The following is a 24,032-nucleotide window of genomic DNA, read 5'->3' as shown; positions in this document are numbered from 1 at the left end:
CCATAGTGCTACGGCATGTCGGGCTCGCACGGCACATTGAGTGAGAGGAGTGCGGCGGAACCGTCGGAGTTCATGCGCAGTTCGCTGATCGCCGCGTTCCGCAGCCGCGGGAGCACTCTGCGGTACTCCCTCGCGGGGATCGACAGCAGGCTGCACAGCACCAGGCGGAGCAGGGTGTTGTGGGCGACGACCAGGACGCGTCCGCCGGGGTGGGCGGCGGCGATCTCCCGCAGGGCGCGGACGCCCCGGGCCGCTGCCGCCGTGGGGTCCTCGGCGCCGGGGAAGGCGTTGGCCACCGGGTCGGCACGGTAGGCCGCGGCCCACTCCGGGTCCTCGGTTGCGAACTCGGCGAGCGTGCGGCCCTCGACCACGCCGAAGTCGCATTCGCGCAGGCCCGGTTCGCGCTGCGGGGTGAGGCCCAGGGCACGGCAGGCGGGCTCGGCGGTGGCGACGGCCCGCGAGAGCGGGGACGTCCAGATCGCGTCGACGGGGTGGGCGGCGGCCCAGCGGCCGAGGGCGTCGGCCTGGGCGCGGCCGGTGTCGGTGAGGCCGATGTCGCTGACGCCGGCGTACCGGTTCTCGGCGTGCCAGACGGTCTGCCCGTGGCGGGCCAGCAGGAGCGTGGTGGTCATGACTCCCCAGTGTCCGGGTGCAGACGGGTCAGGGCGTGTTCCGCTACGGGGGCGGGCAGCCAGCCGCGTTCCCGCAGGGCGTGGACGAGGCGGGCGTACGGCTCGGCGAAAGCCGCCGTGCGCTCGGGGTGGGGTTCCAGGACGGTCCGGACGCGGACCATCCGGTCGGCGACGTCCGCGAGGGCGTCCGCCCCCGACGCCCCGTACGCGGCCAGCGCGGCCATGCCCAGGGCCGGTTCGGTCTGCTCGGGGACGCGGGCCGGCCGGGCCAGGATGTCGGCGCGCAGCTGGTTCCAGTAGCGGCTGCGCGCGCCGCCGCCGGTGAAGGTGAGCGGGCCGTCGAGCGGGGCGCCGAGGTGGTGCAGGTAGTCCAGACAGAGGCGTTCGGCGAAGCCGACGCCCTGGAGCAGCGCGGCCCACAGGCCTGCGTCGCCCTCGGGTTCGCCCAGGATCAGGGCGGTCGCGTCCGGCGCCCGGAACGGGAACCGCTCCCCCGCCGAGACCAGCGGGTAGGCGACCGCACGGGAGGGCTCGAACGCCGCCGCCCGCTCGTCCATCGCGGCGGGGTCGGCGTCCGGGAAGTGCGCCGTGAGCGCCCCGGCGCCGACGCTCGACGCCCCGCCGGGCAGCCAGGTGCCGTCGGGGGCGCGGTGGTTGTAGACCACTCCGGTGGGGTCCCGGACCGGGTCGCGGGCCGCTCCCTTCAGCACGAGCGTGGTGCCGAGCACCGAGTTCCACGAGCCCGGGCGCAGCGCGCCCGAGGCGATCTGGGCCGCGCAGCCGTCCGTCATCCCGGCGAGCACCGGGGTGCCGGCGGGGATGCCGGTGGCGTCGGCGGAGGCCGGGCAGACCTCGCCCAGGCGGGTGCCCGGGCGGACGACGCCGGGCAACAGGCGGTCGGGGACGCCGAGTTGCGCCAGGGCGGCCTCCGGCCAGGCCTCCGCGTGCAGGTCGTAGCCGGTCTTGAGGGCGTGGCTGGAGTCCGCCGGGGGCGGTTCGCCGGTGAGGCGGGTGATGACCAGGTCGGGCTGGTGGGCGAGGCGGAGCCGGGGGGCGGGTGTCCGCCCCCCGGCCGCCCGGCCTCCCTTCGCGCCGCCGCCGTACTCCCCCACCAGCCACAGCGCCTTCGGCAGCGCCCAGGTGTCCTGCACCGCGAGCCCCGTCTCCCGGGCCCGCGCGGCCTCCGCCGCCGCGCGGCCGTCGTCGTACATCAGCGCGGGGCTCACCTGTCGGCCCGAGGCGTCCGTCAGCAGGACCGTGCCGGACGTGCCGCACACCGCGAGGCCGCCGACCGGCACGCCCGGCGCGGAGCCGAGTGCCGCCCGGGACGCCGTGCACAGTGCCGACCACCACTGCTCCGGGTCCTGCTCGTGCCGCACCCCGTCCCGCCGCCCCGTCAGCGGGGCCGAGCCGCTGCCGAGGACCCTGCCGGCGGCGGTGACGAGCAGCACGCGGACGCTCTGTGTGCCCAGGTCGATGCCCAGCCAGCCCGCACCCTCGTCCGCCATCCGGGACCTCCCACGACGTCGCAGCCGGATCTGTGAACTTCTCACTGTGCCCCGATATTTTCCCGTGCGCGAGGGATTGACGCCCAACTTCAGCCGTTCCACCCTCTGTTAGCGAGTCGACTCGACGTGTTAACCAGCCCCAGCCCCCACGTGGAGGTACGGATGGACACGCACGTGCACGACCGGCGGCGCTTCCTCGCGCTCGCCGCCGGGGCTGCCGCGGCCCCGCTGCTCACGGCCTGCGGCGCCGGCTTCGGCGGCGACGACGACAAGAGCGACGGGTCCGCCGCGGACGACGTCACCGGCTCCTTCGACTGGAAGCGGGAGCAGGGCACCACCGTCAAGGCGCTGCTCAACAAGCACCCGTACACGGACGCGTTGATCGCCGACCTGAAGTCCTTCACCGCGAAGACCGGCATCAAGGTCGAGTACGACGTCTTCCCGGAGGACAACTACTTCGACAAGCTCACCGTGGACCTGTCCAGCGGGCGTGCCTCCTACGACGTGTTCATGCTCGGCGCGTACATGGTGTGGCAGTACGGTCCGCCGAACTGGCTGGAGGACCTCGGGCCCTGGATGCGCAACTCCTCGGCGACGGGCGCCGAGTGGGACCAGGCGGACTTCTTCCCGAACCTGCTCCAGGCCGACCAGTGGTCGCTGAAGGCGGGCGCGCCGCTGGGGCAGGGCGGGCAGTACGCGCTGCCGTGGGGCTGGGAGACGAACGTCGTCGCCTACAACACGGAGGTGTTCGGGAAGCTGGGCCTGAAGCCGGCCGAGACCTTCGAGGAGCTGACCGAACTCGCCGGCACCATCAAGCAGCGGGCGCCGGGCGCGGGCTTCGACGGGATGTACGGGATCGCCGTACGCGGGTCCAGGAGCTGGGCCACCATCCACCCCGGCTTCATGACGATGTACGCCCGCAACGGGCTGACGGACTTCACCGTCGACGGCGGGAAGCTCACCCCCGCCATGAACAGCGCCGACGCCGTCGCCTTCACGGAGGACTGGGCCGGCATGGTCAAGCGGGGCGGGCCGCCCTCCTGGACGTCGTACACCTGGTACCAGTGCTCCAGCGACCTGGGCGCGAAGAAGGCCGGGATGCTGTTCGACGCCGACACGGCCGCCTACTTCCAGGCGGTGAAGGGCGCCAGCCCGGCCTCCGGGAAGATCGCCTTCCATCCCGGCCCGAAGGGGCCCGACGGGTCCCTGGCCACCAACATGTGGATCTGGTCGCTCGGCATGAACGCCAAGAGCAAGAAGAAGAGCGCCAGTTGGCTGTTCCTTCAGTGGGCGACCGGCAAGGAGCACCTGCGCAAGAGCGCGATCACGCACAACCACATCGACCCGGTGCGCAAGTCGGTCGCCGACGACGCCGCGTACAAGGACAAGATGCGGCATCTGCCGGGCTTCCTGGAGACCTTCGAGACGGTCGTCGACCAGACGAGGATCCAGTTCACCCCGCAGGCGCAGTTCTTCGACGCGACGACGAGCTGGGCCGCCGCCCTCCAGGAGATCTACGGCGGCAAGGACGCGAAGTCCGTCCTGGACGGGCTGGCGGACGACCTCGCCGACAAGGTGCGTTAGCCATGCGGCTGGCGCTGCGTCCGTACCTCCTGATCGTGCCCGCACTGCTGCTGACCTGCGGGATCCTCTACCCGTTCGGGCTCGGCCTGTACTACACGCTGTTCGACTTCTCGGCGAGCAAACCGCAGCCGGACATGGTGCGGTTCGAGAACTACGCGACCGTCTTCACGCAGGAGGCGTTCTGGAACTCGGCGTGGGTGACGGTGCTGTACGCGGTCGGGGCGGCCGCCGTCGAGACCGTGCTCGGGGTGGCCGTCGCCCTGCTGCTGCACCGGTCGAGTCTCCTCGGCCGGATCCTGGAGAAGATCCTCATCCTGCCGCTGATGATCGCCCCGGTGATCGCGGCGATCATCTGGAAGCTGATGCTCCAGCCCTCGGTGGGAGTGGTCAACCACCTGCTGAGGCCCTTCGGTCTGGGTGGGGTGCAGTGGACCGACACCCCGACGGGCGCCCTGCTGTCGTCGATCGCCGTGGATGTGTGGGTGTACACGCCGTTCGTGGCGATCCTCGCCCTCGCCGGTCTGCGGTCGCTGCCCACCTCCCCGTTCGAGGCGGCGGCCGTGGACGGCGCGGGGTGGTGGTACACCTTCCGCCGGCTGACGCTGCCGATGCTGTGGCCGTACGTGCTGGTGGCGGTGATCTTCCGGTTCATGGACTCGCTGAAGGTGTTCGACATCATCTACGCCCTCACCGAGGGCGGACCCGGCGACTCGACCGTCGTCCTCCAGATCCGGGCGTATCTGGAAGCCATCCGCTTCCAGCGCTACTCCTTCGGGATCAGCTACACGATCGTGCTGTGGGCCGTGGTGTATCTGGCCGCGATGGTGCTGGTGAAGCACCTGGGGAAGATCCAGCGCCGGGCCGCGGAGGTGACCTGAGTGAAGAAGCGTGTGCTGGGGTGGCTCGCGGACGCCGCCCTCGTCCTCTACTTCGTCTTCGCGCTGTTCCCGATCGCCTGGATGGTGATCCTGTCGCTGAAGCCGGCGGACCAGCTCTTCTCCACCTACTTCTCCTTCTCCCCCACCCTCGACGGTTACCGGACGGTCCTCGGCGACAGCGAGGGCATCCCGTTCGTGCGGTTCTTCGTCAACAGCCTGGTGGTGTCGGTGGGGGCGGTGGTGCTGTCGCTGGTGGTCGGGCTGCCCGCGGCGTACGCCTCGGCGCGGTGGCGGTTCAAGGGCTCGGAGAACCTGATGTTCACACTGCTGTCGTTCCGCTTCGCGCCCGAACTGACCGTGATCATCCCGCTGTTCGTGCTGTACCAGAAGCTCGGGCTGTTCGACACGTACGTCGGCATGGTGTGGGTGCTGCAACTGGTCACCCTGCCGCTGATCGTGTGGATCATGCGGTCGTACTTCGCCGATCTGACGCCGGAGCTGGAACAGGCGGCGCTGCTGGACGGCTACACCCGCAAGCAGGCGTTCTTCAAGGTCGCCCTGCCGCTGGTCAAACCCGGTATCGCGGCCGTGTCGCTGCTGGCCTTCATCTTCGCCTGGAACAACTTCGTCTTCCCGCTGATCCTCACCTCCAACGAGGCCCAGACGGTGACCGTGGGCGCGCTGTCCTTCCTCGGCGGCGATCGGCCCAAGTACAACCTGACGGCCGCCGCCGCGCTGGTGTCCGTCGTACCGCCGCTGCTGCTGGCGCTCACGATCCAGCGGTATCTGGTGCGGGGCCTGTCGTTCGGGGCGGTGAAGTCATGATCCGGCTGAGCGGGATACGGAAGACGTACGGGAAGACCGTCGCGCTCGACGAACTCGAACTGGAGGTCCGCGAGGGCGAGTTCTTCTGCCTGCTCGGCCCGTCGGGCGCGGGCAAGACCACGACGCTGAAGACCGTCGCCGGGCTCGAACAGCCCGACTCCGGCACGGTCGTGCTCGACGGCGAGGACATGCGGGGTGTGGAGCCGTACGACCGGGGTGTGGCGATGTGCTTCGAGAGCTACGCCCTCTACCCGCACCGCTCGGCCTACGACAACCTGGCCTCGCCGCTGCGTTCACCCCGGCACCGGCTGCCCGCCGCCGAGGCCCGGCAGCGGATCGGCGCGATCGCCGAACTGCTGGGGATCTCGGGGCTGCTGGAGCGGCCCGTGGGCCAGCTGTCCAACGGGCAGCGGCAGCGCGTCGCCCTCGGCCGGGTGCTGGTCCGCCCCGCCCGGGCCTTCCTCCTCGACGAGCCGCTCTCCCACCTCGACGCCAAACTCCGCCAGCAGATGCGGGCCGAGCTGAAGGCGATCGGGGCCGTGCAGCACACCACCACCCTCTACGTCACCCACGACTCCGTCGAGGCGCTGGCGCTCGGCGACCGGATCGGGGTGATCCGGCAGGGGCGCATCGTGCAGACGGGCACGCGGGAGGAGATCTGGTACCGGCCGTACGACACGGAGGTCGCGCGGGCCTTCGGGCGGCCCCGGATCAATCTGCTGCCAGGGGTGGTGACGGAGAGCGGGGTGCGGTCGGACGGCGGGGTCGAACTGCCGGTCCGCGCGCAGGCCACGCCCGGCACCGAGGTCCTCGTCGGCATCCGCCCCCGGGACATCGCCCTGCACGGCGAGGGCCACGAGCTCACCGGGACCGTGTACGTCACCGAGGTGCTCGGCCGGTCCGTCGAGGTCACCGTCCGGCTCGGGACCGGCGAGCAGCGGGTGTCGCTGGTGGCGCCCCGGGCGGACGCGGCGCGCCTTCGTCCGGACGATCCGGTACGGCTCGCGGTCCGGCCTGAGAACCTGCTGCTGTTCGAGGCCGACCGGCCGGAGCGACCGGGACGACGGATAGAGACACAGCGATGAGCAGCAGCAGTGGTGGACAGCAGGGACCGGCGGCGCGGCAGGCCGCCATGGCCGAGCAGGTGCTGGCCGACGGATCGGCGACGGCGGCGGAGCTCGCCGAGCGGTTCGGGGTGAGCCTGATGACCATCCACCGGGACCTCGACGAGCTCGAACGGCAGGGCATCGTACGCAAGTTCCGGGGCGGGGTGACCGCGCAGCCGTCGGGGGTCTTCGAGTCGAACGTGCAGTACCGGCTGAAGACCATGCGGGCCGAGAAGGCCGCCGTCGCCGAGCACGCGCTGCGGATGGTGGAGCCCGGCATGGCGATCCTGCTGGACGACTCCACCTCCACCCTGGAGATAGCCCGGCGCCTGCGCACAGGCGAGGTCACGCCGCTGACGGTCGTCACCAACTTCCTGGAAGCGATCAACCTGCTGGCCGACCAGCGGGGCATCCACCTGATGGCGCTGGGCGGCGACTACGACCCGCTGCACTCCTCCTTCCTGGGGGTCTCCTGCGTGGAGGCGGTCGAGCAGCTGCGGGTGGACGTGTGCTTCGCGTCGACGTCGGCGGTGCACCGTGGTTACGCCTACCACCAGGAGCAGCACATCGTGTCCGTGAAGCGGGCGATGCTCGACGCGGCCGCGCGGAACGTCCTGCTGATCGACCACACCAAGCTCGGCCGGGTCGCCCTGCACCGGGTCGTCCCGCTGTCCCGTTTCGACACGCTCCTGGTGGACGACGGGGCGTCGGCGGAGGCGCTGCGGGACCTGGACGAACACAAGGTCCGTTACGAGGTCTGTGCGACGAAGGGCAGCGATGACCGAGCTGGAGCTACGTGATCTGCGCAAGACCTACCGGGCCCGGGGGCGTCCGGGCGTGGACGCGGTGCGCGGTCTCGACCTCGCGCTGCGTTCCGGGGAGCTGCTCGGACTGCTCGGGCCGTCCGGCTGCGGCAAGTCGACGACCCTGCGCATGATCGCCGGGCTGGAGTCCGTCACCGGCGGGGACATCCTGGTCGGCGGGGCGTCGATGGTCGAACGGCCCGCGCAGCAGCGCAACATCGGGGTCGCGTTCGAGAACTACGCGCTGTATCCGCCGCTGTCGGTCGCGGAGAACCTGGCGTTCGGGCTGAAGGCCCGGGGACGTAAGGCTCGTGGGGACGTCGACCGCAAGGTGAAGGAGATCGCCGAGCGGGTCGGCCTGACCGACCTCCTCGACGCCCGCCCGGCCGGCCTGTCCAGCGGCCAGAAGCAGCGCGTGTCGCTGGCCCGGGCCCTGATCCGCGAACCGGACGTGCTGCTCCTCGACGAGCCGCTGTCCCACCTGGACGCGGCCCAGCGGGACACCACCCGCCGCGAACTCAAGCGCATCCAGAAGGACCTGGGCCACACCACGATCCTGGTCACCCACGACCAGGAGGAGGCCCTCTCCCTCGCCGACCGGATCGCCGTGATGAAGGACGGCGTCATCCAGCAGCTCGGCACCCCCTACGAGATCTACGACAGCCCGGCCAACGTGTTCGTCGCGGACTTCGTCGGCGAGCCCGCGATCACCCTGCTGCCCGGTATCGCCGACGGCGACGGCCACGCCCGCCTCTCCGACTCGGTGCGGATCGCGCTGCCCGTGCCGGTGGAGGAGGGCCGGGAGGTGGTGGTCGGGATCCGCCCGGAGGACGTCCGGCTCACCGCCGAAGAGGGCCTGCCCGCCCGGGTCGTCGCCCACGAACCCCTGCTGGAGTCGGGCCTGGCGACCCTCGCCCTCGACGGGGTCGAACGGCACCTGGTCGTCCTCACCGACCCCGAGGTGCGGCTCGCCCACGACGAGCGTGTCCGGGTCGCCGCCGACCTCCGGCACACCCATGTCTTCGACGCCGAGACAGGAGAAGCCCTGCGATGACTGCCGGAAACAGCGTGCGTGTGGTGGCCGCCGGTGACCACTTCGTCCTGCCCTCGCTGATCGCACGGGCGGTGGAGCACGAGGTGGAGCGGGCTCAGGTGACGGAACTGAGGCTGGACTGGCCGCTGGAGCCGTTCGGGCCGGTCGCCGAGGTGCAGGAGGCCAGTGACGCCGAGGACGAGATGATCGAGGCGCTGGCCGGGGCGCAGGTGCTGGTCACGCAGATGGGGCCGGTCACCGAGAAGGTGCTCGCCGCCTGCCCGGATCTGAGGCTGGTCGTGGTCTGCCGGGGCGGGCCGGTCAACGTCAACCTGGACGCGGCGAAGCGGCGTGACGTGCGGGTGTGCTTCGCGCCCGGCCGCAACGCCGCCGCCACCGCCGAGTTCACCGTAGGCATGATGCTGGCCGCGCTGCGCCGCATCCCCCAGGCCCACGACCCGCTGGCCCGGCAGGGCAGCTGGGAGGGCGCGACGTACTACACGTACGAGCAGAGCGGTCTGGAGCTGGAGGACCTGCCCGTCGGGCTCGTCGGGTACGGCGCCGTCGGCAGCCGGGTGGCCCGTGTGCTGTGCGCCTTCGGGGCACGGGTGATGGTGTACGACCCGTATGTGCACGGCGAGATCCACGGACTGCGCGTGACCTCGCTGGACGAACTCCTGCGCCGCTCCCGGGTGATCACCCTGCACGCCCGGCTCACCCCCGAGACCCGGGGGCTGATCGGCGCCCGGGAGCTGGGGCTGCTGCCGTCCGGCGCGGTGGTGGTGAACGTGGCCCGGGGACCGCTGCTGGACGAGGGCGCGCTGTGCGACGCGCTGGAGAGCGGGCAGGTGTCGGCGGCGGCGCTCGACACGTACGAGCGGGAGCCGCTGCCGGCGGATTCCCGGCTGCCGGGGCTCTCCGAACGCGTGGTGCTCACCCCCCACTTGGGCGGCGCCTCGCGCGCGGTGGCGGAGAAGGCGGCGCGGATCGCCGCCGAGGAGGTGGGCCGCTGGGTCCGTGGAGAGCCCCTCGCCCACTGCCTGACCTGACGGAGCCGGAGGAGAGCCGCATGTACGTCGGAATCGATGTGGGCACGTCCATGGTCAAGGCGGCGGCCTTCGACGGCACGGGCCGGGAACTGGCCGTGTCGTCCCGCCCGGTGGACCTGAGACTGCACGGCGGGTTCGTCGAGCAGGACATGGAGGAGGTGTACGGGGCGGTCGTCGCCGTGCTGGACGAACTCACCGGACGCGTACCGGGGCCGGTCGAACTGGCCGGGCTCACCGGGCAGGGCGACGGGGTGTGGCTGGTCGACGGCGAGGGGCGGCCGGTGCGGGCGGCGGCCTCCTGGATGGACGGGCGGGCGCACGAACTGGTCGACCGGTGGCTGGCCGACGGCACGTTCGAGACGGTGTTCCGGCGGACCGGCAGCGCGATGTTCCCGGGCTGTCCCGGGCCGCTGCTGGCCTGGCTGGACAGCAACGAGCCGAAGGCGCTGGATGCCGCCAAGGCGGCCCTGTACTGCAAGGACATGGTGTTCCAGCGGCTGACGGGGGCGGGTCCGGCGACGGATGTGTCGGACGCCTCGATGCCCTTCCTGGACCCGCGCACCCGGACGTACGACAACCGGGTCGTGGAGCTGCTGGGGCTCACGCACCGGCGCGGGTTGCTCGCCCCGGTGAGCGACCCGGTCGCGACGGCAGAGGCACGGGGTGAGGGCCTGCCACCGGGCACCCGGATCGCGAACGGGCCGTACGATCTGCCGGCCTGCGCACTGGGCGCCGGGGTGACGGACCCGGGGGACGGTCTGCTGATCGTCGGCACCTGTCTGGCCAGTCTGGTCGCCACGACCGAACTGGACCTGACGGGCGAGCCGGCGGGCCTGTACATCTCCACCGACCGGCCCGGCCACTGGCTGCGTGCCATGCCCGCGATGGTCGGCACGGCGGCCCTGGACTGGGTGCTGTCGACGACGGGCGTGCGGCACGAGGAGGTGGACGGCCTGCTGGCCGAGACCCCGCCGGGTGCGAACGGCGTGCGTGTGCTGCCGTACTTCGCGCCCTCCGGCGAACGCGCCCCCTTCGTCGAGCCACGGCTGCGCGCCGAACTCACCGGCGTCTCCCTGGAGTCGACCAGGGGCGATCTGGTCCGCGCCACCTGCGAGGGCATCGGGTACGCGGCCCGCCACTGCCTGGAGGCGGCGGGCCTCACAGGGAATCTGGCCGTGTGCGGCGGCGGCACCCGCAGCCCCGCCTGGATGCGGCTGCTCGCCGATGTGCTCGGCCGGCCGCTGCGGGTCGTCGAGGGCGAGGTGGGAGCCCGGGGCGCGGTCCTCGCGGCGGCCGAGCGGTACGGGGTGCCGCTGGACGCGCGGGGGTGGACGCGGCCGACGCAGGTCGTCGAGCCGGACCCGGCACGGGCCGCGTCCTACAGCAAGGGCTACGAGGAGCATCTGGTCCTGCTCGCGCAGGCTCGGGCCCGGGCACGTGCATGAATCCACCTACCGGGAAAGGGAGTCGCATGCGGCTCGGACGGAGATCTCTGCTACTCGCGGCGGCCGCGGGACCAGCCACAGCCGCCACAGCCACCCCGGCGGTGGCCGCACCCCGTGGGAGCGGCCCGGTGGTCATCGGCCACCGCGGCGCGGCCGGCTGGCGCCCCGAGCACACGGCCGCCTCCTACACGTACGCCGTGCAGACGGGCGCCGACTGGATCGAACCGGACCTGGTGCCGACGAAGGACCATGTGCTGGTGGTCCGGCACGAGAACGAGATCTCCCAGACCACCGACGTGGCCCGCCGGCCGGAGTTCGCCGGCCGGCGCACGACGAAGACGGTCGACGGCCGGTCCGTGACCGGATGGTTCACGGAGGACTTCACCCTCGCCGAGCTGAAGACGCTGCGGGCGGTGGAGCGGCTGCCGCAGGTCCGCAACCGCAACACGGTCTTCGACGGGCGCGAGGAGGTCATGACCTTCCAGGAGGTCGTCGCTCTGGCACGGAGGCTGTCGAAGGCGCACGGCCGGACGATCGCCGTCTTCCCGGAGACCAAGCACCCGACGTACTTCCGGTCCATCGGCCTGCCGCTGGAGCCGAAGCTGGCCGCCGCGATCCGCCGGGCCCGGCTCGGCCCGCGCGAGTGCGTCGTGCAGTCCTTCGAGCCCACGAGCCTGAAGCGCATGACGGGCCTGGGCGTACCGCTGTGGCAGGCCCTGGGGACCACGGGCGGGCCGTACGAGCTGCCCACGACGACCTACCGGCAGATGATGACGCCGGCCGGGCTGGCGGACATCGCCGGGTACGCGGACTGGATCGGCCCGGACAAGTCCTCGCTCGTCGGCACGTCACTCCTCGCGGACGCCCACGCGGCGGGCCTGCGCGTGGGGCCGTACACCTTCCGGGCGGAGAACCAGTTCCTGCCGGCGGAATTCCGGCGCGGCACCGGAAGCAGCGATTTCGGGGACGCGTTCGCGGAATACGCGCTGTACTACCGCATGGGGGTCGATGCGGTCGTAACCGACTTCCCGGACCTGGCGGTGATGGCGAGGAGGGGCTGATGTTCTTCAGGGACAAGCACTGCCCGACCTGTGGCGGCAGCGGAACGCAGGTGTTCGCGCCGCTCAAGCCCGAGGAGAGAAAGGCGCTCGGGACACATCGCACCGACCTGTGGCGCTGCACCGCCCCGGGCTGCCGGTGGTATCAGCCCTGGGGCCATCAGGCCGGCGGGGGCCGGCTCCCGGAGGAACTGCAGAACCCGGGAGCCGACGCCTCGGTGTGAGACTTACAGGTTGGAGAAGTCCGGCCCCTTGGTGCGGGTGCGCTTGATCTCGTAGAAGCCGGGCACCGAGGCCACGGCGAGGGTGCCGTCCCAGAGGCGGGCGGCCTCCTCGCCCTTGGGGGCCGGGGTGACGACCGGGCCGAAGAAGGCGATCTGCTCGCCGTCATCGCCGGGGACGGCGATGACCGGGGTGCCGACCTCCTGGCCGACCTTGTCGATGCCCTCCTTGTGGGAGGCGCGCAGCTCGGGCTCGTACCGGGTGCCGTCCCAGTGCTCCATGAGGGACTCGGGCAGGCCGACGTCCTTCAGGGCGGCGGCGACGGTCTCCTTGCCGGGGCCCTCGCCCTGGTTGTGGATGCGGGTGCCGAGCGCGGTGTAGAGGTCGCCCAGCACCTCGGCGCCGTGCTCCTGCTGTGCCGCTATGACGATCCGGACGGGACCCCACGCCTTGGTCTCGAGCAGCTCGCGGTACTCCTCGGGCAGCTGGTCGAGCTTGTCCTCGTTGAGCACGGCGAGGCTCATGACGTGCCAGCGGACCTGGATGTCCCTGACCTTCTCCACCTCCAGCACCCAGCGGGAGGTCATCCACGCCCAGGGGCACAGCGGGTCGAACCAGAAGTCGACGGGGGTCTTGTCCGACATGTCTCTCCTCATGAGGAAACCGTTTCTCCGGCAACGCCACCGCTCGCGCCGGTCATTCCCGGCTGCCTCGCTTCAGGGGCACGTGGCAGGATCGGTGCTGTTCAGCCGTATCCGACGACGCTTGAGGAGTTCCGCCCGTGCCCGGTGAGAATCTGTCCCGCGACGAGGCCCGGGAGCGGGCCGCCCTGATCGGCGTCGACGGGTACGAGGTGTCCCTCGACCTGCGGTCCGCGGTCGGTGAGGACGGCACCGGCGGGCCCCGCACGTTCCGGTCGGTCACGACGATCCGGTTCCGCTGCAACGAGCCCGGCGCGAGCAGCTTCGCCGATCTGATCGCCCCGAGTGTGACGGCCGTCTCACTCAACGGCCGGGATCTGGACCCCGGCGAGGTCTTCGACGGCTCCCGGATCACGCTGGAGGACCTGGCCGCCGACAACGAGCTGGTCGTCGACGCGCAGTGCGCCTACTCCCGCACCGGCGAGGGCCTGCACCGCTTCGTCGACCCCGAGGACGGCGAGGTGTACCTGTACACGCAGTACGAGCCGGCCGATTCCCGCCGCGTCTTCGCGAACTTCGAGCAGCCCGACCTCAAGGCCCCGTTCCGCTTCGAGGTACGGGCACCGGAGGACTGGACGGTGTGGAGCAACGGCGTGGGCGAACAGGCCGACGGGGTGTGGCGGTTCGCCGAGACCAAGCCGATCTCGACGTACATCACGTGTGTGGTGGCGGGCCCGTACCACTACGTGACGGACAGCTACTCCCGTACGTTCGCCGACGGCACGAGGCTGGAGATCCCCCTCGGCGCCCTGTGCCGCAAGGGTCTCGCGCCCTACTTCGACGCCGAGGACGTCTTCCTGGTCACCAAGCAGGGCCTGGACTTCTTCCACGACCACTTCGACTACCCGTACCCGTTCGGGAAGTACGACCAGGCGTTCGTGCCCGAGTACAACCTGGGCGCGATGGAGAACCCGGGCCTGGTGACGTTCCGGGAGGAGTTCATCTTCCGGGGCAAGGTGACGCAGGCGTCCTACGAGGGCCGGGCCAACGTCATCCTGCACGAGATGGCGCACATGTGGTTCGGCGACCTGGTCACCATGGAGTGGTGGGACGACCTGTGGCTGAAGGAGTCGTTCGCGGACTTCATGGGCGAGTTCTCGCTGGTCGGCGCGACCCGCTTCGTCAACGGCTGGATCACCTTCGCCAACCGCCGCAAGTCGTGGGCCTACCGGGCCGACCAGCTGCCCTCCACGCACCCGATCACGGCGGACATCCGGGACCTCCAGGACGCCAAGCTGAACTTCGACGGCATCACCTACGCCAAGGGCGCGTCGGTGCTGAAGCAGCTCGTGGCGTACGTCGGCCAGGACGCGTTCCTGGAGGGCGCCCGGCGCTACTTCAAGCGGCACGCGTACGGCAACACGCGCCTCGGTGACCTGCTGTCGGTGCTGGAGGAGACCAGCGGCCGGGACATGAGCGCCTGGGCGCGGTCCTGGCTCCAGACGGCCGGCGTGAACGCGCTGACCCCGCAGCTGCTGCTGGACCCGCAGGGCCGCGTCGAGGAGCTGGCGGTGGTGCAGGAGGCGGCGGAGTCGCATCCGGAACTGCGGCCGCACCGGGTGGCGGTGGGCCTGTACCGGGCGACGGACGACGGGGCGGTCGAGCGGTACGCACGCGCCGAGGTGGACGTCGACGGCCCGCGCACGGTCGTGGCGGAACTGACCGGCGCCGAGGCGCCCGACCTGGTCCTGGTCAACGACGACGACCTGACGTACTGCAAGATCCGTTTCGACGAGACCTCGCTGGCGACGCTGCGCGAGCACCTGGGGTCGGTGACCGACCCGCTGGCGCGCGCCCTGTGCTGGTCGGCGCTGTGGAACATGACCAGGGACGCGCTGCTCCCGGCGGGGGACTTCGTCGACCTGGTACTGCGGTTCGCGGGAGGCGAGTCCGAGATCGGCGTGGTGCAGATGCTGCACGCGTGGGCCGAGTCGGCGGTCACGCACTACGCGGCGCCCGCCCGGCGCGAGACGACCGCCCGCCTCCTCGCCGAGGGCGCGCGGCGCGAGCTGTACGCGGCCGAGGCCGGCAGCGAGCACCAGCTTGCGTGGGCGCGTTTCTTCGCCCGGACGGCCACCGCCGAGGCGGACTTCGAGCTGCTGGGCGACCTGCTGGCGGGCACGGCGTCGATCGAGGGCCTCGACCTGGACCAGGAGCTGCGGTGGGTGTTCCTGGAGCCGCTGGCCGCGCACGGGGCGGTGGACGAGAAGGCGCTGGCCGAGGAGCTGGCCCGGGACGACACGGCATCCGGCAAGCGCCACCAGGTGCGCTGCCTGGCGGCCCGTCCGTCGGCGGCGGTCAAGGCGCAGGCGTGGGCGCAGGTCGTGGAGTCGGACGCGCTGTCCAACGCCATGGTCGAGGCGACCATCGCGGGCTTCTCCCAGGGCTCGCAGCGGGAGTTGCTCGCGCCGTACGCGCAGAAGTACTTCGCGGCGATCGAGCGGGTGTGGGACCAGCGGTCGATCCAGATCGGTATGCACGTGGTGCAGGGCATGTTCCCCTCGCTCCAGCAGTCCCGGGAGACCCTCGACGCCACGGACGCGTGGCTGGAGACCCACCGGGAGGCGGCTCCGGCCCTGCGCCGGCTGGTGCTGGAGGCCCGGGACGACCTGGCGCGGGCCCTGCGGGGACAGGCGTGCGACGCGGCCTCCGGCGAGTAGCTTTGGCCTGAGATCTGGGCGGTTCCTGATCGTTACGAGATACGTGCCCCGCGAGCCGTAACCCTGGTCCGCACCCGAACGGACCAGGATCTTTCGACATCCGAACACCCGTCCTTTAGTGCTGGGTTGTCCGTATTTGTCGACGGGCTTGTAACAGCGGTTAAAGGGCGGTCGAGGCGCGGGAAATTGCGGGTCATGACCCACAACACCCCGCTCTCCCCCGGCCCCCTGCACGACCTGTCCGGCCGCGGCCGGCTCCGCGTGATGACGGTCGCGCAGCTCCGCTCGCACGGCGTGACGACGTTCGAGACGAACGAGCAGTGCCGTGCCGGCGGACCCTGGCAGCAGCTCCTCCCGGGCGTCGTCCTGCTCCACCCGGGCCCGCCGACCAGCGAGGAGCGGCTGCGCGCGGTGCTGATGTACGCGTCGCGGGAGCGCGGCGCGGGTGTCCCCGCCCAGCCCGGCGCCAGCGGGGGGCACGCCCCCGCCCACCCGGATGCGATGATCACGGGTCTGGCCGCCCTGACGCTGCACGGCTTCTCCTCCACTCCCCCGCTGCCGTCCCTGGAGGCGATCGACGTCCTGGTCCCGCGGCTGCGCCGGCTTCGCTCGACGGGCTGTGCGCGCATCGTCCGCAGTGCCGCGCTGCCGGACCCCGAGCAGGTCGCGGGCCTGCCGGTGGCCCCGGTCGCCCGCGCGCTGGCCGACGCGGTGGCCGAGCTCGCGGACGCCGGCACCGTGCGCCGGCTGATGACGGAGGCGGTGCGCGGCGCCCACTGCGAGCCGGCGGCGGTGGTGCGGGAGCTGAACCAGGCGCGGCTGCTGAGCCGTCCGCACGTGGTGGACGCGGTGGAGTCCCTGCTGGCCGAGAGCCGGGCGATCGCGGAGGACCGCCTGTACCGGATGGTGCGCGAGTACGGCCTGCCCGACCCGGTCTGGAACGTGGATCTGCGCCTGCCCGGCGGCCCCTGCCTCGGGGGCCTGGACGCGTACTGGCCCGACCAGGCGGTGGCGCTGGAACTGGACACACGGGCGCCCCGGCAGGACGCCGACGCCCTGTGGTCCGAGCACGCCCGCAAGCGCGAGCACCTGGAGCGCCTCGGCATCACCGTCGTCCACATCACGCCCAGGAAGCTCCGCGACTCACTGGAACAACAGGCGACGGTGGTCCGCACGGCCCTGATGGCCTCGGCCGACCGCGAACCGGCCGTGTATGTCGTGGTAATGCCCCGGTAGTGCGGACCGGGGGCAGGACCAGGAACGGAGAGGAGGGGCCGCCGGGTTTTCCGGGCCCCTCCACGTCGCTACTCGCCGCAGAACTCCGCCTCGATGATCGCGTCGGTACTTCCCGACCAGTCGCCGTTGAAGTTGACGGCCAGGGAGTGCCGGCCGTCCTCCGTCGTCACGGCGTCCGAGTTCGAACCGAAGATGCCGCCGTCGTGGCCCCAGACGTGGACGCCGCAGTCGAGCTCGCGGTCGACGAGCCCGAGGCCGTAGCGGCTGGTCTCCCGGCTGGAGGGAACCGTGGTCTTCATCTCCTTCAGCTGCTCGGGCGGCAGCAGCCTGCCGCGGAGCAGGGCCGAGTAGAAGCGGTTCAGGTCGGCCGAGCTGGAGACCATCTGGCCCGAGCCGTAGGCCAGACCCGCGTTCAGTTCCGTGACGTCGTACGTCGGGCCGGTGTCCGTCCGGGCCAGCTTGGAGTAGGCGCGGCTGCCGGGCCGGGGCAGGGTGACGCGGGTGGTGGGGACGGACGTGGAGGTCAGATGCAGCGGGGCGATGATGCGCCGGTCGATCTCGTCGCCGTAGTCGTTGCCCGTGGCCTTCTCGATCACCCGCGCGGCCAGGAGGTAGTTCGTGTTGGAGTACTCGAACGACGTGCCCGGCGCGAAGTACGGCTCGTGCGCCAGGGCGTAGGCGAGCAGCTCCTCCGGGTCCGCCTCGTCGAACCGGTGCTTCATGAAGCCGTCCGCGGTCATGTACGTCCGCTGGAAACCGGCGTCCGCCAGGTAGTCGAAGATGCCGCTGGTGTGGTTCAGGAGCTGGCGGAGGGTGATCTCTCGGCCGTCGTGTCCGTGGCCCCGGACCACGCCCGGCAGCCACTCCTCCACCGTGTCGTCGAGTGAGAGCTTTCCCTCCGCTTCCAGCTGCAGCACGACCGTGGCCACGAACGTCTTGGAGATGCTGGCGACCCGGTAGTGGTCCCGCGTCGAACGCGGCTTGCCCGTCTTGAGGTTGCCTACTCCGGCCGTGGCCGCCCAGGCGCCGTGCCCTTGCTGCACTCTGACGGTCACGCCCGGGACGCCGTCGGCGACCGCCGCCCGCACCGCCTGCCGGGTCGCGTCGTGGCCGCCTCCGGGCGGGGCCGCGACCGCGGGGCCCGCCAGGGCCGCCGACAGCGCCACGGCCGTCGCCGCCGTCAGGATCGTGCGTGCGCGTCTGTTCATGTCCCGTACCCCCGTCACGTCGAGCGGTGTCAGGGGGTGGGACCCGAGCCGCCGGGCCGGAGTTGACCGGCCCGGGCGGGTTGGGCGGGTTTCAGCCCTTTTTCAGCACCAGCTCGGTGTTGCGGTCCGCCGGGTCGCCGCCGAGGGTCGTGCTCGCGCCGGGGGCGTTGAGGGACAGCTCGCGGTAGAGGGCGGCGAGGCCGGTCTGGGAGAGGTCGGAGAAGTCCGTGCGGTGCGGGGCCGAGGACTCCACCAGCGTGGTGAACAGGGAGACCGTGCCGTCCTTGTTGTCGGTCAGCTCGATGATGCGGGCGAGCTGGGGGTAGTCGACGTGGGAGGCCGTGGAGATCTCCCAGAAGGAGCCCACGGAGGACATCGCGTGCGGGGTGATGACGTTCTTGTGGATGTGGCCGTTCACCCAGGCGAGCACGTTGCGGTGACCGCCGAGGAGGGCGAGGACCTCCTGCCCGTTGTGGCGGCGCTCCTCGGGTCGGGCCGGGTCGATGCGGGTGTTCGTCATCGTCTTGCTGGTGTGATGGCTGAAGATCACCGCGTGGGAGTCCTTGTTCTCCCGCAGCGTCCGGTCGAGCCACTTCAGCTGGGCCGTGCCGAGGGAGCCCTCGTAGTGGCCGCCCGCGTCGGTGGTGTCCAGGCTGATGCCGATGACGTCGTCGGAGATGCGGAAGGCGTAGTACTGGGTGCCCGCGTCGAGGTTGGCGGAGGAGTAACCGTGCCCGGCCGGGCCGAGGCCGCGGTAGGCCGGGTCCAGGTGCGCCCGGAGGTACTCGGCGGGGGTGAAGGGGGCGCGGCTCTCGTCGGGGGTGACCGAACGCATGGCGCGGGCGTGGGACTTCAGGAAGTCCTCGTAGCGGACGCCTTCGGGGTCCCTGGCCTTCTTGATGAGGGTCAGCAGCCGCTGCGCCTCGGCCGCGGACACGTCCATCAGTTTCTTGCCGCCGACGGCGAGTTCGGTGAGGTAGGAGTCGCCGTGCGAGGCGTAGCAGCCCATCGGCAGGGAGTCGTGGTTGCCGACGGTGGAGTACCACGGCAGGTTGAGGCCGGGGCTGCGGACCTCGCGGATGGCTGCCTTCAGGAAGCCGTCGAGGTGGGGGAAGCCGTCCTGCTTGTCGCTGTCGCGGACCGCCGCGTCCGGCTGCCAGTACTGCTTGAGGCCGCTGTTCTGGACGCCCTCGTAGCGGCGCGGGTCCCCCGAGTTGGGGGTGATGCGCCCACCGCTCATGACCTTCAGGAACCACTCCAGCTCGGACTTGGCGTTGTTGTCCGTGTTGTCGCCTGTGGTCATGGCGAAGTGCAGCGGGGTGCCGGTGACGGGGGCGCCGCGGAGCGCGTTGATCCGCTCCACGAGCGCGATCGCGCCCTGCACGGTCAGCGCCTCGTGCGGCCGCCAGGCGTGGATGTCGGCCGAGCGCAGGTACTCCAGGCGCAGCGGGTGCTGGGCGTCGATGATGTGCAGGTCGGTGAGCTGCACGAACGCCGCGAGCGCGGTACGGCGCCCGGCGCGGCCGGACTTGGGCGCGGCCAGGTCGGAGCGCACGACCCGCTGCCAGCCGGGTCCGTCGCCCAGGCGCCGGTAGCCGGAGCCGCGCGGGGTGGCCACGGACGCCACGGTCGTGCCCTTGGTGTAGGGAGCCAGCGGCGCGGCGGGTGCCCGGCGCGAGGAGGCGGCGACGGCCTCGGTGGTCTCGCCGGCGGTGGCGGCCTGGCTGTCGCTGGGCCGCAGGGCGTAGCCGACGCCCCCGGACAGGGCGACCGCTCCGGTGGCGGCGAGGACGGAACGACGGTGGATGCCCTGGCCGGAGCCGGCGACTGAGCGTGTGCGCGACATGCGCTTCTCTCCCCGAGTGCGAACGCGTCGGCAGTGGTCGCGGGATGCTCGGCAAGGCGAACTTCCCGCTCGTACTGGATCGTTGGCACCGGGAATGACCTGCGCGTAAACGGGGCGGCAACGCGCAGCGCCGATCACCGAACGTGGATCTTGGACTACCCTGCGCGTCGTCGCCTGCTCCGGGACCGGCCCGGAGCCGGTCACGCGGCGTTCATCTTCCGGGGTACCACACCTACTCCGGGGTCCTGGACAGCCGTCCGGTGACCGGGCGCTCGCGCCACATGCGCAGGGCGATGTCGACCATCGGCACCCGGACGAGACCGGGCACGGCGTCCAGGTCCTGCCAGGCGGCGAGGTCGGTGGAGCCGTTCACCTCGTTGCGCAGTTCGCCGCCGGTGATCCGGCCCTCGTAGACGAACCGGACGCCGTGATGGTCGACCGGGGGCCGCAAGCCCTCGCGGAAGACGCGGTGGGAGGAGTCCACGCCGAGCAGCCCGGTCACCTCGATGTGGTATCCGGTCTCCTCCTCCACCTCCCGCACGACGGTGTCGTAGGGATCCTCGCCGTGCTCCATGCCGCCGCCCGGCAGGACCCACTCGGGGGTGCCGTCCCGGGCGGGCGAGCGGGCGAGCAGGATCTGTCCGTCCCGGACGCATATGGCGTAGGCCGCCACCCTCAACTTCTGTCGCACTTGGGGACGTTAACCGATTTCTTCGCCACCTTCAGGACTGATGCTCACAAAACGCATCGCGGGTTTTCCCCATGGATCCATTGCGTTTCGGTCAACCCTCCCCAAAGAACTTCCCCTTGCGTAAGGCTGTGCGATCGTCCGGGCTTGCCGTTCGGACCGTTGACGACCTGGCCCGATCGGACCCGGTCGCTTCCCGCTCGTTCCTTTACCTACAAGGGATGCCGATGACCCCTCTCACCCCGCGCGATCAGATATCGGGCCCGAGACGCGTGGCCCGCATCGCCGTGGCCGCCGGCCTCGTCGCCGCGCTCTCCGCGGCCGGGCCGATCCCCCTGGCCTTCTCCGCCGACGGTCCCGGCACGGACGCCCCGGCCGACTCCGGCGTCAAGTCCGCGCACCCCAAGCTCGGTTCGGACGACGCGGACCTGCTCGCGGAGGCCAAGGCCGACGGCGACAAGACCGTCACGATGATGATCGCCACCGCGCCCGGGAAGACCGAGCAGGTCGCCGGGCAGCTGGAGGCGGTGGGCAGTTCGCTGATCGGCAAGACCGACGACCGGCTCGGTTACGTCCGCGTCACCCTCCCCACCAGCAAGGCCGACAAGACCATCGAGTCGGTGCAGAAGCTCTCCTCCGTGCAGGCGATCGACCTCAAGGAAGAGATCGAGCTGGACGACCCGGTACCGGGGGGAGCGAACTCCGGCGGGACCATGGCTGCGGGAGCGGGGTACGCGGCACCTGACAAGAACACGCCGGCCACCAACCCGTACAACCCGTCGTTCGAGACCGGTGCCGTCTCCTTCGTCCAGGACCACCCGAAGTACGACGGACGCGGGGTGACCATCGGCATCCTGGACTCCGGTGTCGACATCGCCCACCCCGCACTGCAGAAGACCACCACCGGCGAAAGAAAGATCGTCGACTGGGTCACGGCCACCGACCCGGTCTCCGACCGGGACGGAACGTGGCTTCAGATGACCGGCTCGGTGACCGGTCCGGTGTTCACCGCCGCCGGCCGCACCTGGAAGGCGCCCGCGGGCTCCTTCCAGTTCCGAACATTCGCGGAGTCGGCGGCCGCGGGCGGCGACGTGGCCGGTGACCTGAACCGGGACGGCGACAAGACGGACGTCTGGGGCGTGCTCTACGACCAGGCCGCGGGCACGGTCCGGGTTGACCTCGACAACGACGGTGACTTCACCGACGACGAGGCGATGAAGCCGTACAAGGACGGCTTCCAGATCGGCTACTTCGGCACGGATGACCCGAACACGGCGATCGCCGAACGCATCCCCTTCGTGATCGAGATCCGCAAGGACGTCACCTACAACCCGGCCGGCGACAAGGCGGACTACGTCAGCATCGGCGTCATCACCGGCCGGCACGGCACCCACGTCGCCGGTATCGCTGCTGCCCGCAGCCTGTTCGGCGGGAAGATGAACGGCGCCGCACCCGGCGCGAAGCTCGTCTCCTCCCGTGCCTGCAACTGGACCGGTGGCTGCACCAACATCGCCCTCACCGAGGGCATGATCGACCTCGTCACCAAGCGTGGCGTCGACATCGTCAACATGTCCATCGGCGGCCTGCCGCCACTGAACGACGGCAACAACGCCCGTGCCCGCCTCTACACGCGGCTCATCGACGAGTACGGCGTCCAGCTGGTGATCTCCGCCGGCAACTCCGGGCCGGGCACCAACACCATCGGCGACCCCGCCCTCGCCGACAAGGTCATCTCCGTCGGTGCCTCCGCCTCGAAGGAAACCTGGGCCGCCAACTACGGCTCGGTGGTGGAGAAGAAGTACGCGATGATGCCGTTCTCCTCGCGCGGCCCCCGGGAGGACGGCGGCTTCGCGCCGACCCTCACGGCGCCGGGTGCGGCCGTCAACACCATTCAGACGTGGGCGCCCGGCGCCCCGGTCGCTGAGGCCGGCTACTCCCTGCCGCCCGGCTACGGCATGCTCCAGGGAACCTCGATGTCCTCCCCGCAGGCCGCCGGCGCCAGCGCGCTGCTCCTGTCCGCCGCCAAGCAGCGGAAGATCGATCTGTCCCCGCTCGCCCTGCGCACCGCGCTGACCAGCACGGCCCGTCAGATCAAGGGCGAGCAGGCCCATGAGCAGGGTGCCGGTCTCATCCGCATCGTGCAGGCCTGGGACGCCATCAAGGACGGCGCCACCGCCCACAGCTACACGGTGAGGGCCCCGGTCGACACCGCGCTCGACCAGTCCCTGAAGGAGCCCGGCTTCGGCACCGGACTCTACGACCGTGAGGGCGGCCTCAAGGCCGGTCAGAAGAAGACGTACGAGGTGACCGTCACCCGTACCACCGGTCCCGACCGCCCGCTGCGGCACGAGCTGGAGTGGGAGAACAACGACGGCACCTTCCGGCTTCTCGGCGACGACGACGTCGTGCTGCCGCTGAACAAGCCGGTCACCGTCAAGGTCCAGGCCCGGGCGAAGACCGCGGGCCTGCACAGCGCCATCCTGCAGGTGGATGACGAGCGTACCGAGGGCGTGGACCACCAGATGCTCGCCACCGTGGTCGCGGCACACCCCCTGGCGAAGCCTTCGTACTCTTTCAGCGCCGCCTCCTCGGTGCAGCGCAACAACAGCGTGTCCTACTTCATCACGGTCCCCCAGGGTGCGAAGACACTGGAGGTGGCGCTGAGCGGTCTGAAGGAGAAGAGCCAGACGCGCTTCATCTCCCTGCACCCGGCGGGGCTGCCCGTCGAGGACTCGGCGACGATCTACTGCTACCCGCACTACTCGCTGCCTTCCGACCCCAACACCTGCCGTCCCGACCTGCGGACCTACACCGACCCGCAGCCCGGCGTCTGGGAGGTCGAGATCGAGTCGCGGCGTACCTCCCCCGACCTCGACAACCCCTTCAAGCTGGACGTGTCGGTGCTCGGTACCGCCTTCGATCCGACGGTGACCAGGATTGCCGAGGTGAAGCCCGGCACGCCGGTCGCCGCCACGTGGACCGTGAGCAACGATTTCGCGGCTCTGGAGGGCAAGCTGGAGGGCGGCTCGCTGGGTTCCGCCGTGCTCGACACGCCGAGCATCGGTCACCAGCAGGTGCGGACGACGACCGTCGAGGTGCCCGCGGGCGCGGAGCGACTGGACGTCTCCATCGGCAAGGTCTCCGACCAGGGAGCGGACCTCGACCTGGCGGTGGTCAAGGACGGTGTGACGGTCGGTCAGTCCGCCGACGGTGACTCGGAGGAGGCCGTCCGTCTGGACAAGCCCGCCGCCGGTACGTACACGATCCGGGTGGAGGGCTACAGCGTGCCGTCCGGTTCGACGACGTACGCCTACCAGGACGTCTACTTCACCTCAGCCCTGGGCTCGGTGAACGTCGCCCCCGGCAGCAAGGTCTCGCTGCCCGCCGGCGCCTCCGCCAAGGTCACCGCCGACGTGCTGGTCAAGGCGGCCGGTCCGGCGGGCCGTCAGTTCTTCGGCGAGGTCAAGCTGGTCAACGCCCGCGGCAGCGCGGCGGGCCTGGGCACGGTCGTCATCGAGAAGGTGACCGGCTGACGCCTGTCCCCGCCACA

19 protein-coding genes are annotated in these 24,032 nt (G+C 71.2%); 13 read left to right on the top strand and 6 right to left on the bottom strand.

Annotated elements, in window-relative coordinates; translation table 11 throughout:
* Nucleotides 1–8: 8 nt before the first annotated feature.
* Entirely contained in the window at nucleotides 9–632 is a 624-nt protein-coding gene (locus AC07F0_RS12960) for a histidine phosphatase family protein (RefSeq protein WP_478977901.1), read from the bottom strand.
* A complete protein-coding gene (locus tag AC07F0_RS12955) occupies nucleotides 629–2,140 on the bottom strand; it encodes an FGGY-family carbohydrate kinase (RefSeq protein ID WP_478977899.1) in 1,512 nt (503 codons plus the stop codon). The genes AC07F0_RS12960 and AC07F0_RS12955 overlap by 4 nt, the downstream gene beginning before the upstream one ends.
* 162 nt (nucleotides 2,141–2,302) lie before the next feature.
* Here AC07F0_RS12955 and AC07F0_RS12950 point away from each other — a divergent pair, with 162 nt between their 5' ends.
* From AC07F0_RS12950 to AC07F0_RS12905, 10 genes are read left to right on the top strand one after another with little or no spacing between them, the layout of a single operon-like run.
* Nucleotides 2,303–3,724: an ABC transporter substrate-binding protein gene (locus AC07F0_RS12950; protein WP_478977897.1), complete on the top strand. Its 1,422-nt coding sequence runs from the start codon at nucleotides 2,303–2,305 to the stop codon at nucleotides 3,722–3,724.
* A gap of 2 nt (nucleotides 3,725–3,726) precedes the next feature.
* On the top strand, nucleotides 3,727–4,602 hold the full coding sequence (locus tag AC07F0_RS12945; RefSeq protein ID WP_478977894.1) for a carbohydrate ABC transporter permease: 876 nt from the start codon (nucleotides 3,727–3,729) through the stop codon (nucleotides 4,600–4,602).
* Nucleotides 4,603–5,427: a carbohydrate ABC transporter permease gene (locus tag AC07F0_RS12940; protein WP_086601815.1), complete on the top strand. Its 825-nt coding sequence runs from the start codon at nucleotides 4,603–4,605 to the stop codon at nucleotides 5,425–5,427.
* On the top strand, nucleotides 5,424–6,512 hold the full coding sequence (locus AC07F0_RS12935) for an ABC transporter ATP-binding protein (protein WP_478977891.1): 1,089 nt from the start codon (nucleotides 5,424–5,426) through the stop codon (nucleotides 6,510–6,512). Before AC07F0_RS12940 ends, AC07F0_RS12935 begins: the two co-directional genes overlap by 4 nt.
* A complete protein-coding gene (locus tag AC07F0_RS12930) occupies nucleotides 6,509–7,333 on the top strand; it encodes a DeoR/GlpR family DNA-binding transcription regulator (RefSeq protein WP_436727579.1) in 825 nt (274 codons plus the stop codon). The genes AC07F0_RS12935 and AC07F0_RS12930 overlap by 4 nt, the downstream gene beginning before the upstream one ends.
* On the top strand, nucleotides 7,311–8,390 hold the full coding sequence (locus AC07F0_RS12925; RefSeq protein ID WP_478977888.1) for an ABC transporter ATP-binding protein: 1,080 nt from the start codon (nucleotides 7,311–7,313) through the stop codon (nucleotides 8,388–8,390). The genes AC07F0_RS12930 and AC07F0_RS12925 overlap by 23 nt, the downstream gene beginning before the upstream one ends.
* Nucleotides 8,387–9,418, top strand: coding sequence for a 2-hydroxyacid dehydrogenase (locus AC07F0_RS12920; protein ID WP_478977885.1), 1,032 nt, complete (start codon nucleotides 8,387–8,389; stop codon nucleotides 9,416–9,418). The genes AC07F0_RS12925 and AC07F0_RS12920 overlap by 4 nt, the downstream gene beginning before the upstream one ends.
* Nucleotides 9,419–9,438: 20 nt before the next feature.
* Nucleotides 9,439–10,863 (top strand): FGGY family carbohydrate kinase, encoded by a 1,425-nt coding sequence (locus AC07F0_RS12915; RefSeq protein WP_478977882.1) that lies wholly within the window; start codon nucleotides 9,439–9,441, stop codon nucleotides 10,861–10,863.
* Between the two features lie 26 nt (nucleotides 10,864–10,889).
* Complete coding sequence (locus tag AC07F0_RS12910) at nucleotides 10,890–11,924, top strand: glycerophosphodiester phosphodiesterase family protein (RefSeq protein WP_478977879.1); 1,035 nt, start codon at nucleotides 10,890–10,892, stop codon at nucleotides 11,922–11,924.
* Complete coding sequence (locus tag AC07F0_RS12905) at nucleotides 11,924–12,145, top strand: hypothetical protein (RefSeq protein ID WP_306966953.1); 222 nt, start codon at nucleotides 11,924–11,926, stop codon at nucleotides 12,143–12,145. The genes AC07F0_RS12910 and AC07F0_RS12905 overlap by 1 nt, the downstream gene beginning before the upstream one ends.
* A 3-nt stretch (nucleotides 12,146–12,148) precedes the next feature.
* Here the strand turns inward: AC07F0_RS12905 and AC07F0_RS12900 are convergent, their stop codons facing one another.
* The gene (locus AC07F0_RS12900; protein WP_478977876.1) at nucleotides 12,149–12,787 is read right to left on the bottom strand and encodes a mycothiol-dependent nitroreductase Rv2466c family protein; all 639 of its coding nucleotides are present in this window, start codon (nucleotides 12,785–12,787) and stop codon (nucleotides 12,149–12,151) included.
* Nucleotides 12,788–12,924: 137 nt separating this feature from the next.
* Between AC07F0_RS12900 and pepN the strand changes: the two genes are divergently transcribed.
* Together pepN and AC07F0_RS12890 are read left to right on the top strand one after the other, a co-directional pair.
* Nucleotides 12,925–15,504: an aminopeptidase N gene (pepN, locus tag AC07F0_RS12895; protein ID WP_478977873.1), complete on the top strand. Its 2,580-nt coding sequence runs from the start codon at nucleotides 12,925–12,927 to the stop codon at nucleotides 15,502–15,504.
* A 195-nt stretch (nucleotides 15,505–15,699) separates the two neighbouring features.
* Nucleotides 15,700–16,740, top strand: a complete 1,041-nt coding sequence (locus AC07F0_RS12890; protein WP_478977870.1) for a hypothetical protein — start codon at nucleotides 15,700–15,702, stop codon at nucleotides 16,738–16,740.
* A gap of 68 nt (nucleotides 16,741–16,808) precedes the next feature.
* On the opposite strand, the gene AC07F0_RS12885 is transcribed toward AC07F0_RS12890, so the two are convergent.
* The 3 genes from AC07F0_RS12885 to AC07F0_RS12875 form a co-directional block, all read right to left on the bottom strand.
* The gene (locus AC07F0_RS12885) at nucleotides 16,809–17,948 is read right to left on the bottom strand and encodes a serine hydrolase domain-containing protein (RefSeq protein ID WP_478977867.1); all 1,140 of its coding nucleotides are present in this window, start codon (nucleotides 17,946–17,948) and stop codon (nucleotides 16,809–16,811) included.
* 91 nt (nucleotides 17,949–18,039) lie between these two features.
* Entirely contained in the window at nucleotides 18,040–19,794 is a 1,755-nt protein-coding gene (locus tag AC07F0_RS12880; RefSeq protein ID WP_478977864.1) for a TIGR03767 family metallophosphoesterase, read from the bottom strand.
* Between the two features lie 232 nt (nucleotides 19,795–20,026).
* Nucleotides 20,027–20,485 (bottom strand): NUDIX hydrolase, encoded by a 459-nt coding sequence (locus tag AC07F0_RS12875; RefSeq protein WP_478977862.1) that lies wholly within the window; start codon nucleotides 20,483–20,485, stop codon nucleotides 20,027–20,029.
* 224 nt (nucleotides 20,486–20,709) lie between these two features.
* Between AC07F0_RS12875 and AC07F0_RS12870 the strand changes: the two genes are divergently transcribed.
* Nucleotides 20,710–24,015 carry a S8 family serine peptidase gene (locus AC07F0_RS12870; protein WP_478977859.1) on the top strand — a complete coding sequence of 1,102 codons (3,306 nt, stop codon included), beginning with the start codon at nucleotides 20,710–20,712 and terminating at the stop codon, nucleotides 24,013–24,015.
* Nucleotides 24,016–24,032 lie beyond the last annotated feature (17 nt).

Source organism: Streptomyces sp. NPDC045955, from assembly GCF_056430805.1.
The sequence above is the reverse complement of the archived record's forward strand: the minus strand, read 5'-3'. Positions and strand labels throughout refer to the sequence as shown.

Bases quoted from the DNA above. Each gene is read 5' to 3' on its own strand.
- AC07F0_RS12960 (WP_478977901.1), bottom strand. From the start codon at position 632: ATGACCACCACGCTCCTGCTGGCCCGCCACGGGCAGACCGTCTGGCAC.
- AC07F0_RS12955 (WP_478977899.1), bottom strand. From the start codon at position 2,140: ATGGCGGACGAGGGTGCGGGCTGGCTGGGCATCGACCTGGGCACACAG.
- AC07F0_RS12950 (WP_478977897.1), top strand. From the start codon at position 2,303: ATGGACACGCACGTGCACGACCGGCGGCGCTTCCTCGCGCTCGCCGCC.
- AC07F0_RS12945 (WP_478977894.1), top strand. From the start codon at position 3,727: ATGCGGCTGGCGCTGCGTCCGTACCTCCTGATCGTGCCCGCACTGCTG.
- AC07F0_RS12935 (WP_478977891.1), top strand. From the start codon at position 5,424: ATGATCCGGCTGAGCGGGATACGGAAGACGTACGGGAAGACCGTCGCG.
- AC07F0_RS12930 (WP_436727579.1), top strand. From the start codon at position 6,509: ATGAGCAGCAGCAGTGGTGGACAGCAGGGACCGGCGGCGCGGCAGGCC.
- AC07F0_RS12925 (WP_478977888.1), top strand. From the start codon at position 7,311: ATGACCGAGCTGGAGCTACGTGATCTGCGCAAGACCTACCGGGCCCGG.
- AC07F0_RS12920 (WP_478977885.1), top strand. From the start codon at position 8,387: ATGACTGCCGGAAACAGCGTGCGTGTGGTGGCCGCCGGTGACCACTTC.
- AC07F0_RS12915 (WP_478977882.1), top strand. From the start codon at position 9,439: ATGTACGTCGGAATCGATGTGGGCACGTCCATGGTCAAGGCGGCGGCC.
- AC07F0_RS12910 (WP_478977879.1), top strand. From the start codon at position 10,890: ATGCGGCTCGGACGGAGATCTCTGCTACTCGCGGCGGCCGCGGGACCA.
- AC07F0_RS12905 (WP_306966953.1), top strand. From the start codon at position 11,924: ATGTTCTTCAGGGACAAGCACTGCCCGACCTGTGGCGGCAGCGGAACG.
- AC07F0_RS12900 (WP_478977876.1), bottom strand. From the start codon at position 12,787: ATGTCGGACAAGACCCCCGTCGACTTCTGGTTCGACCCGCTGTGCCCC.
- AC07F0_RS12890 (WP_478977870.1), top strand. From the start codon at position 15,700: ATGACCCACAACACCCCGCTCTCCCCCGGCCCCCTGCACGACCTGTCC.
- AC07F0_RS12885 (WP_478977867.1), bottom strand. From the start codon at position 17,948: ATGAACAGACGCGCACGCACGATCCTGACGGCGGCGACGGCCGTGGCG.
- AC07F0_RS12880 (WP_478977864.1), bottom strand. From the start codon at position 19,794: ATGTCGCGCACACGCTCAGTCGCCGGCTCCGGCCAGGGCATCCACCGT.
- AC07F0_RS12870 (WP_478977859.1), top strand. From the start codon at position 20,710: ATGACCCCTCTCACCCCGCGCGATCAGATATCGGGCCCGAGACGCGTG.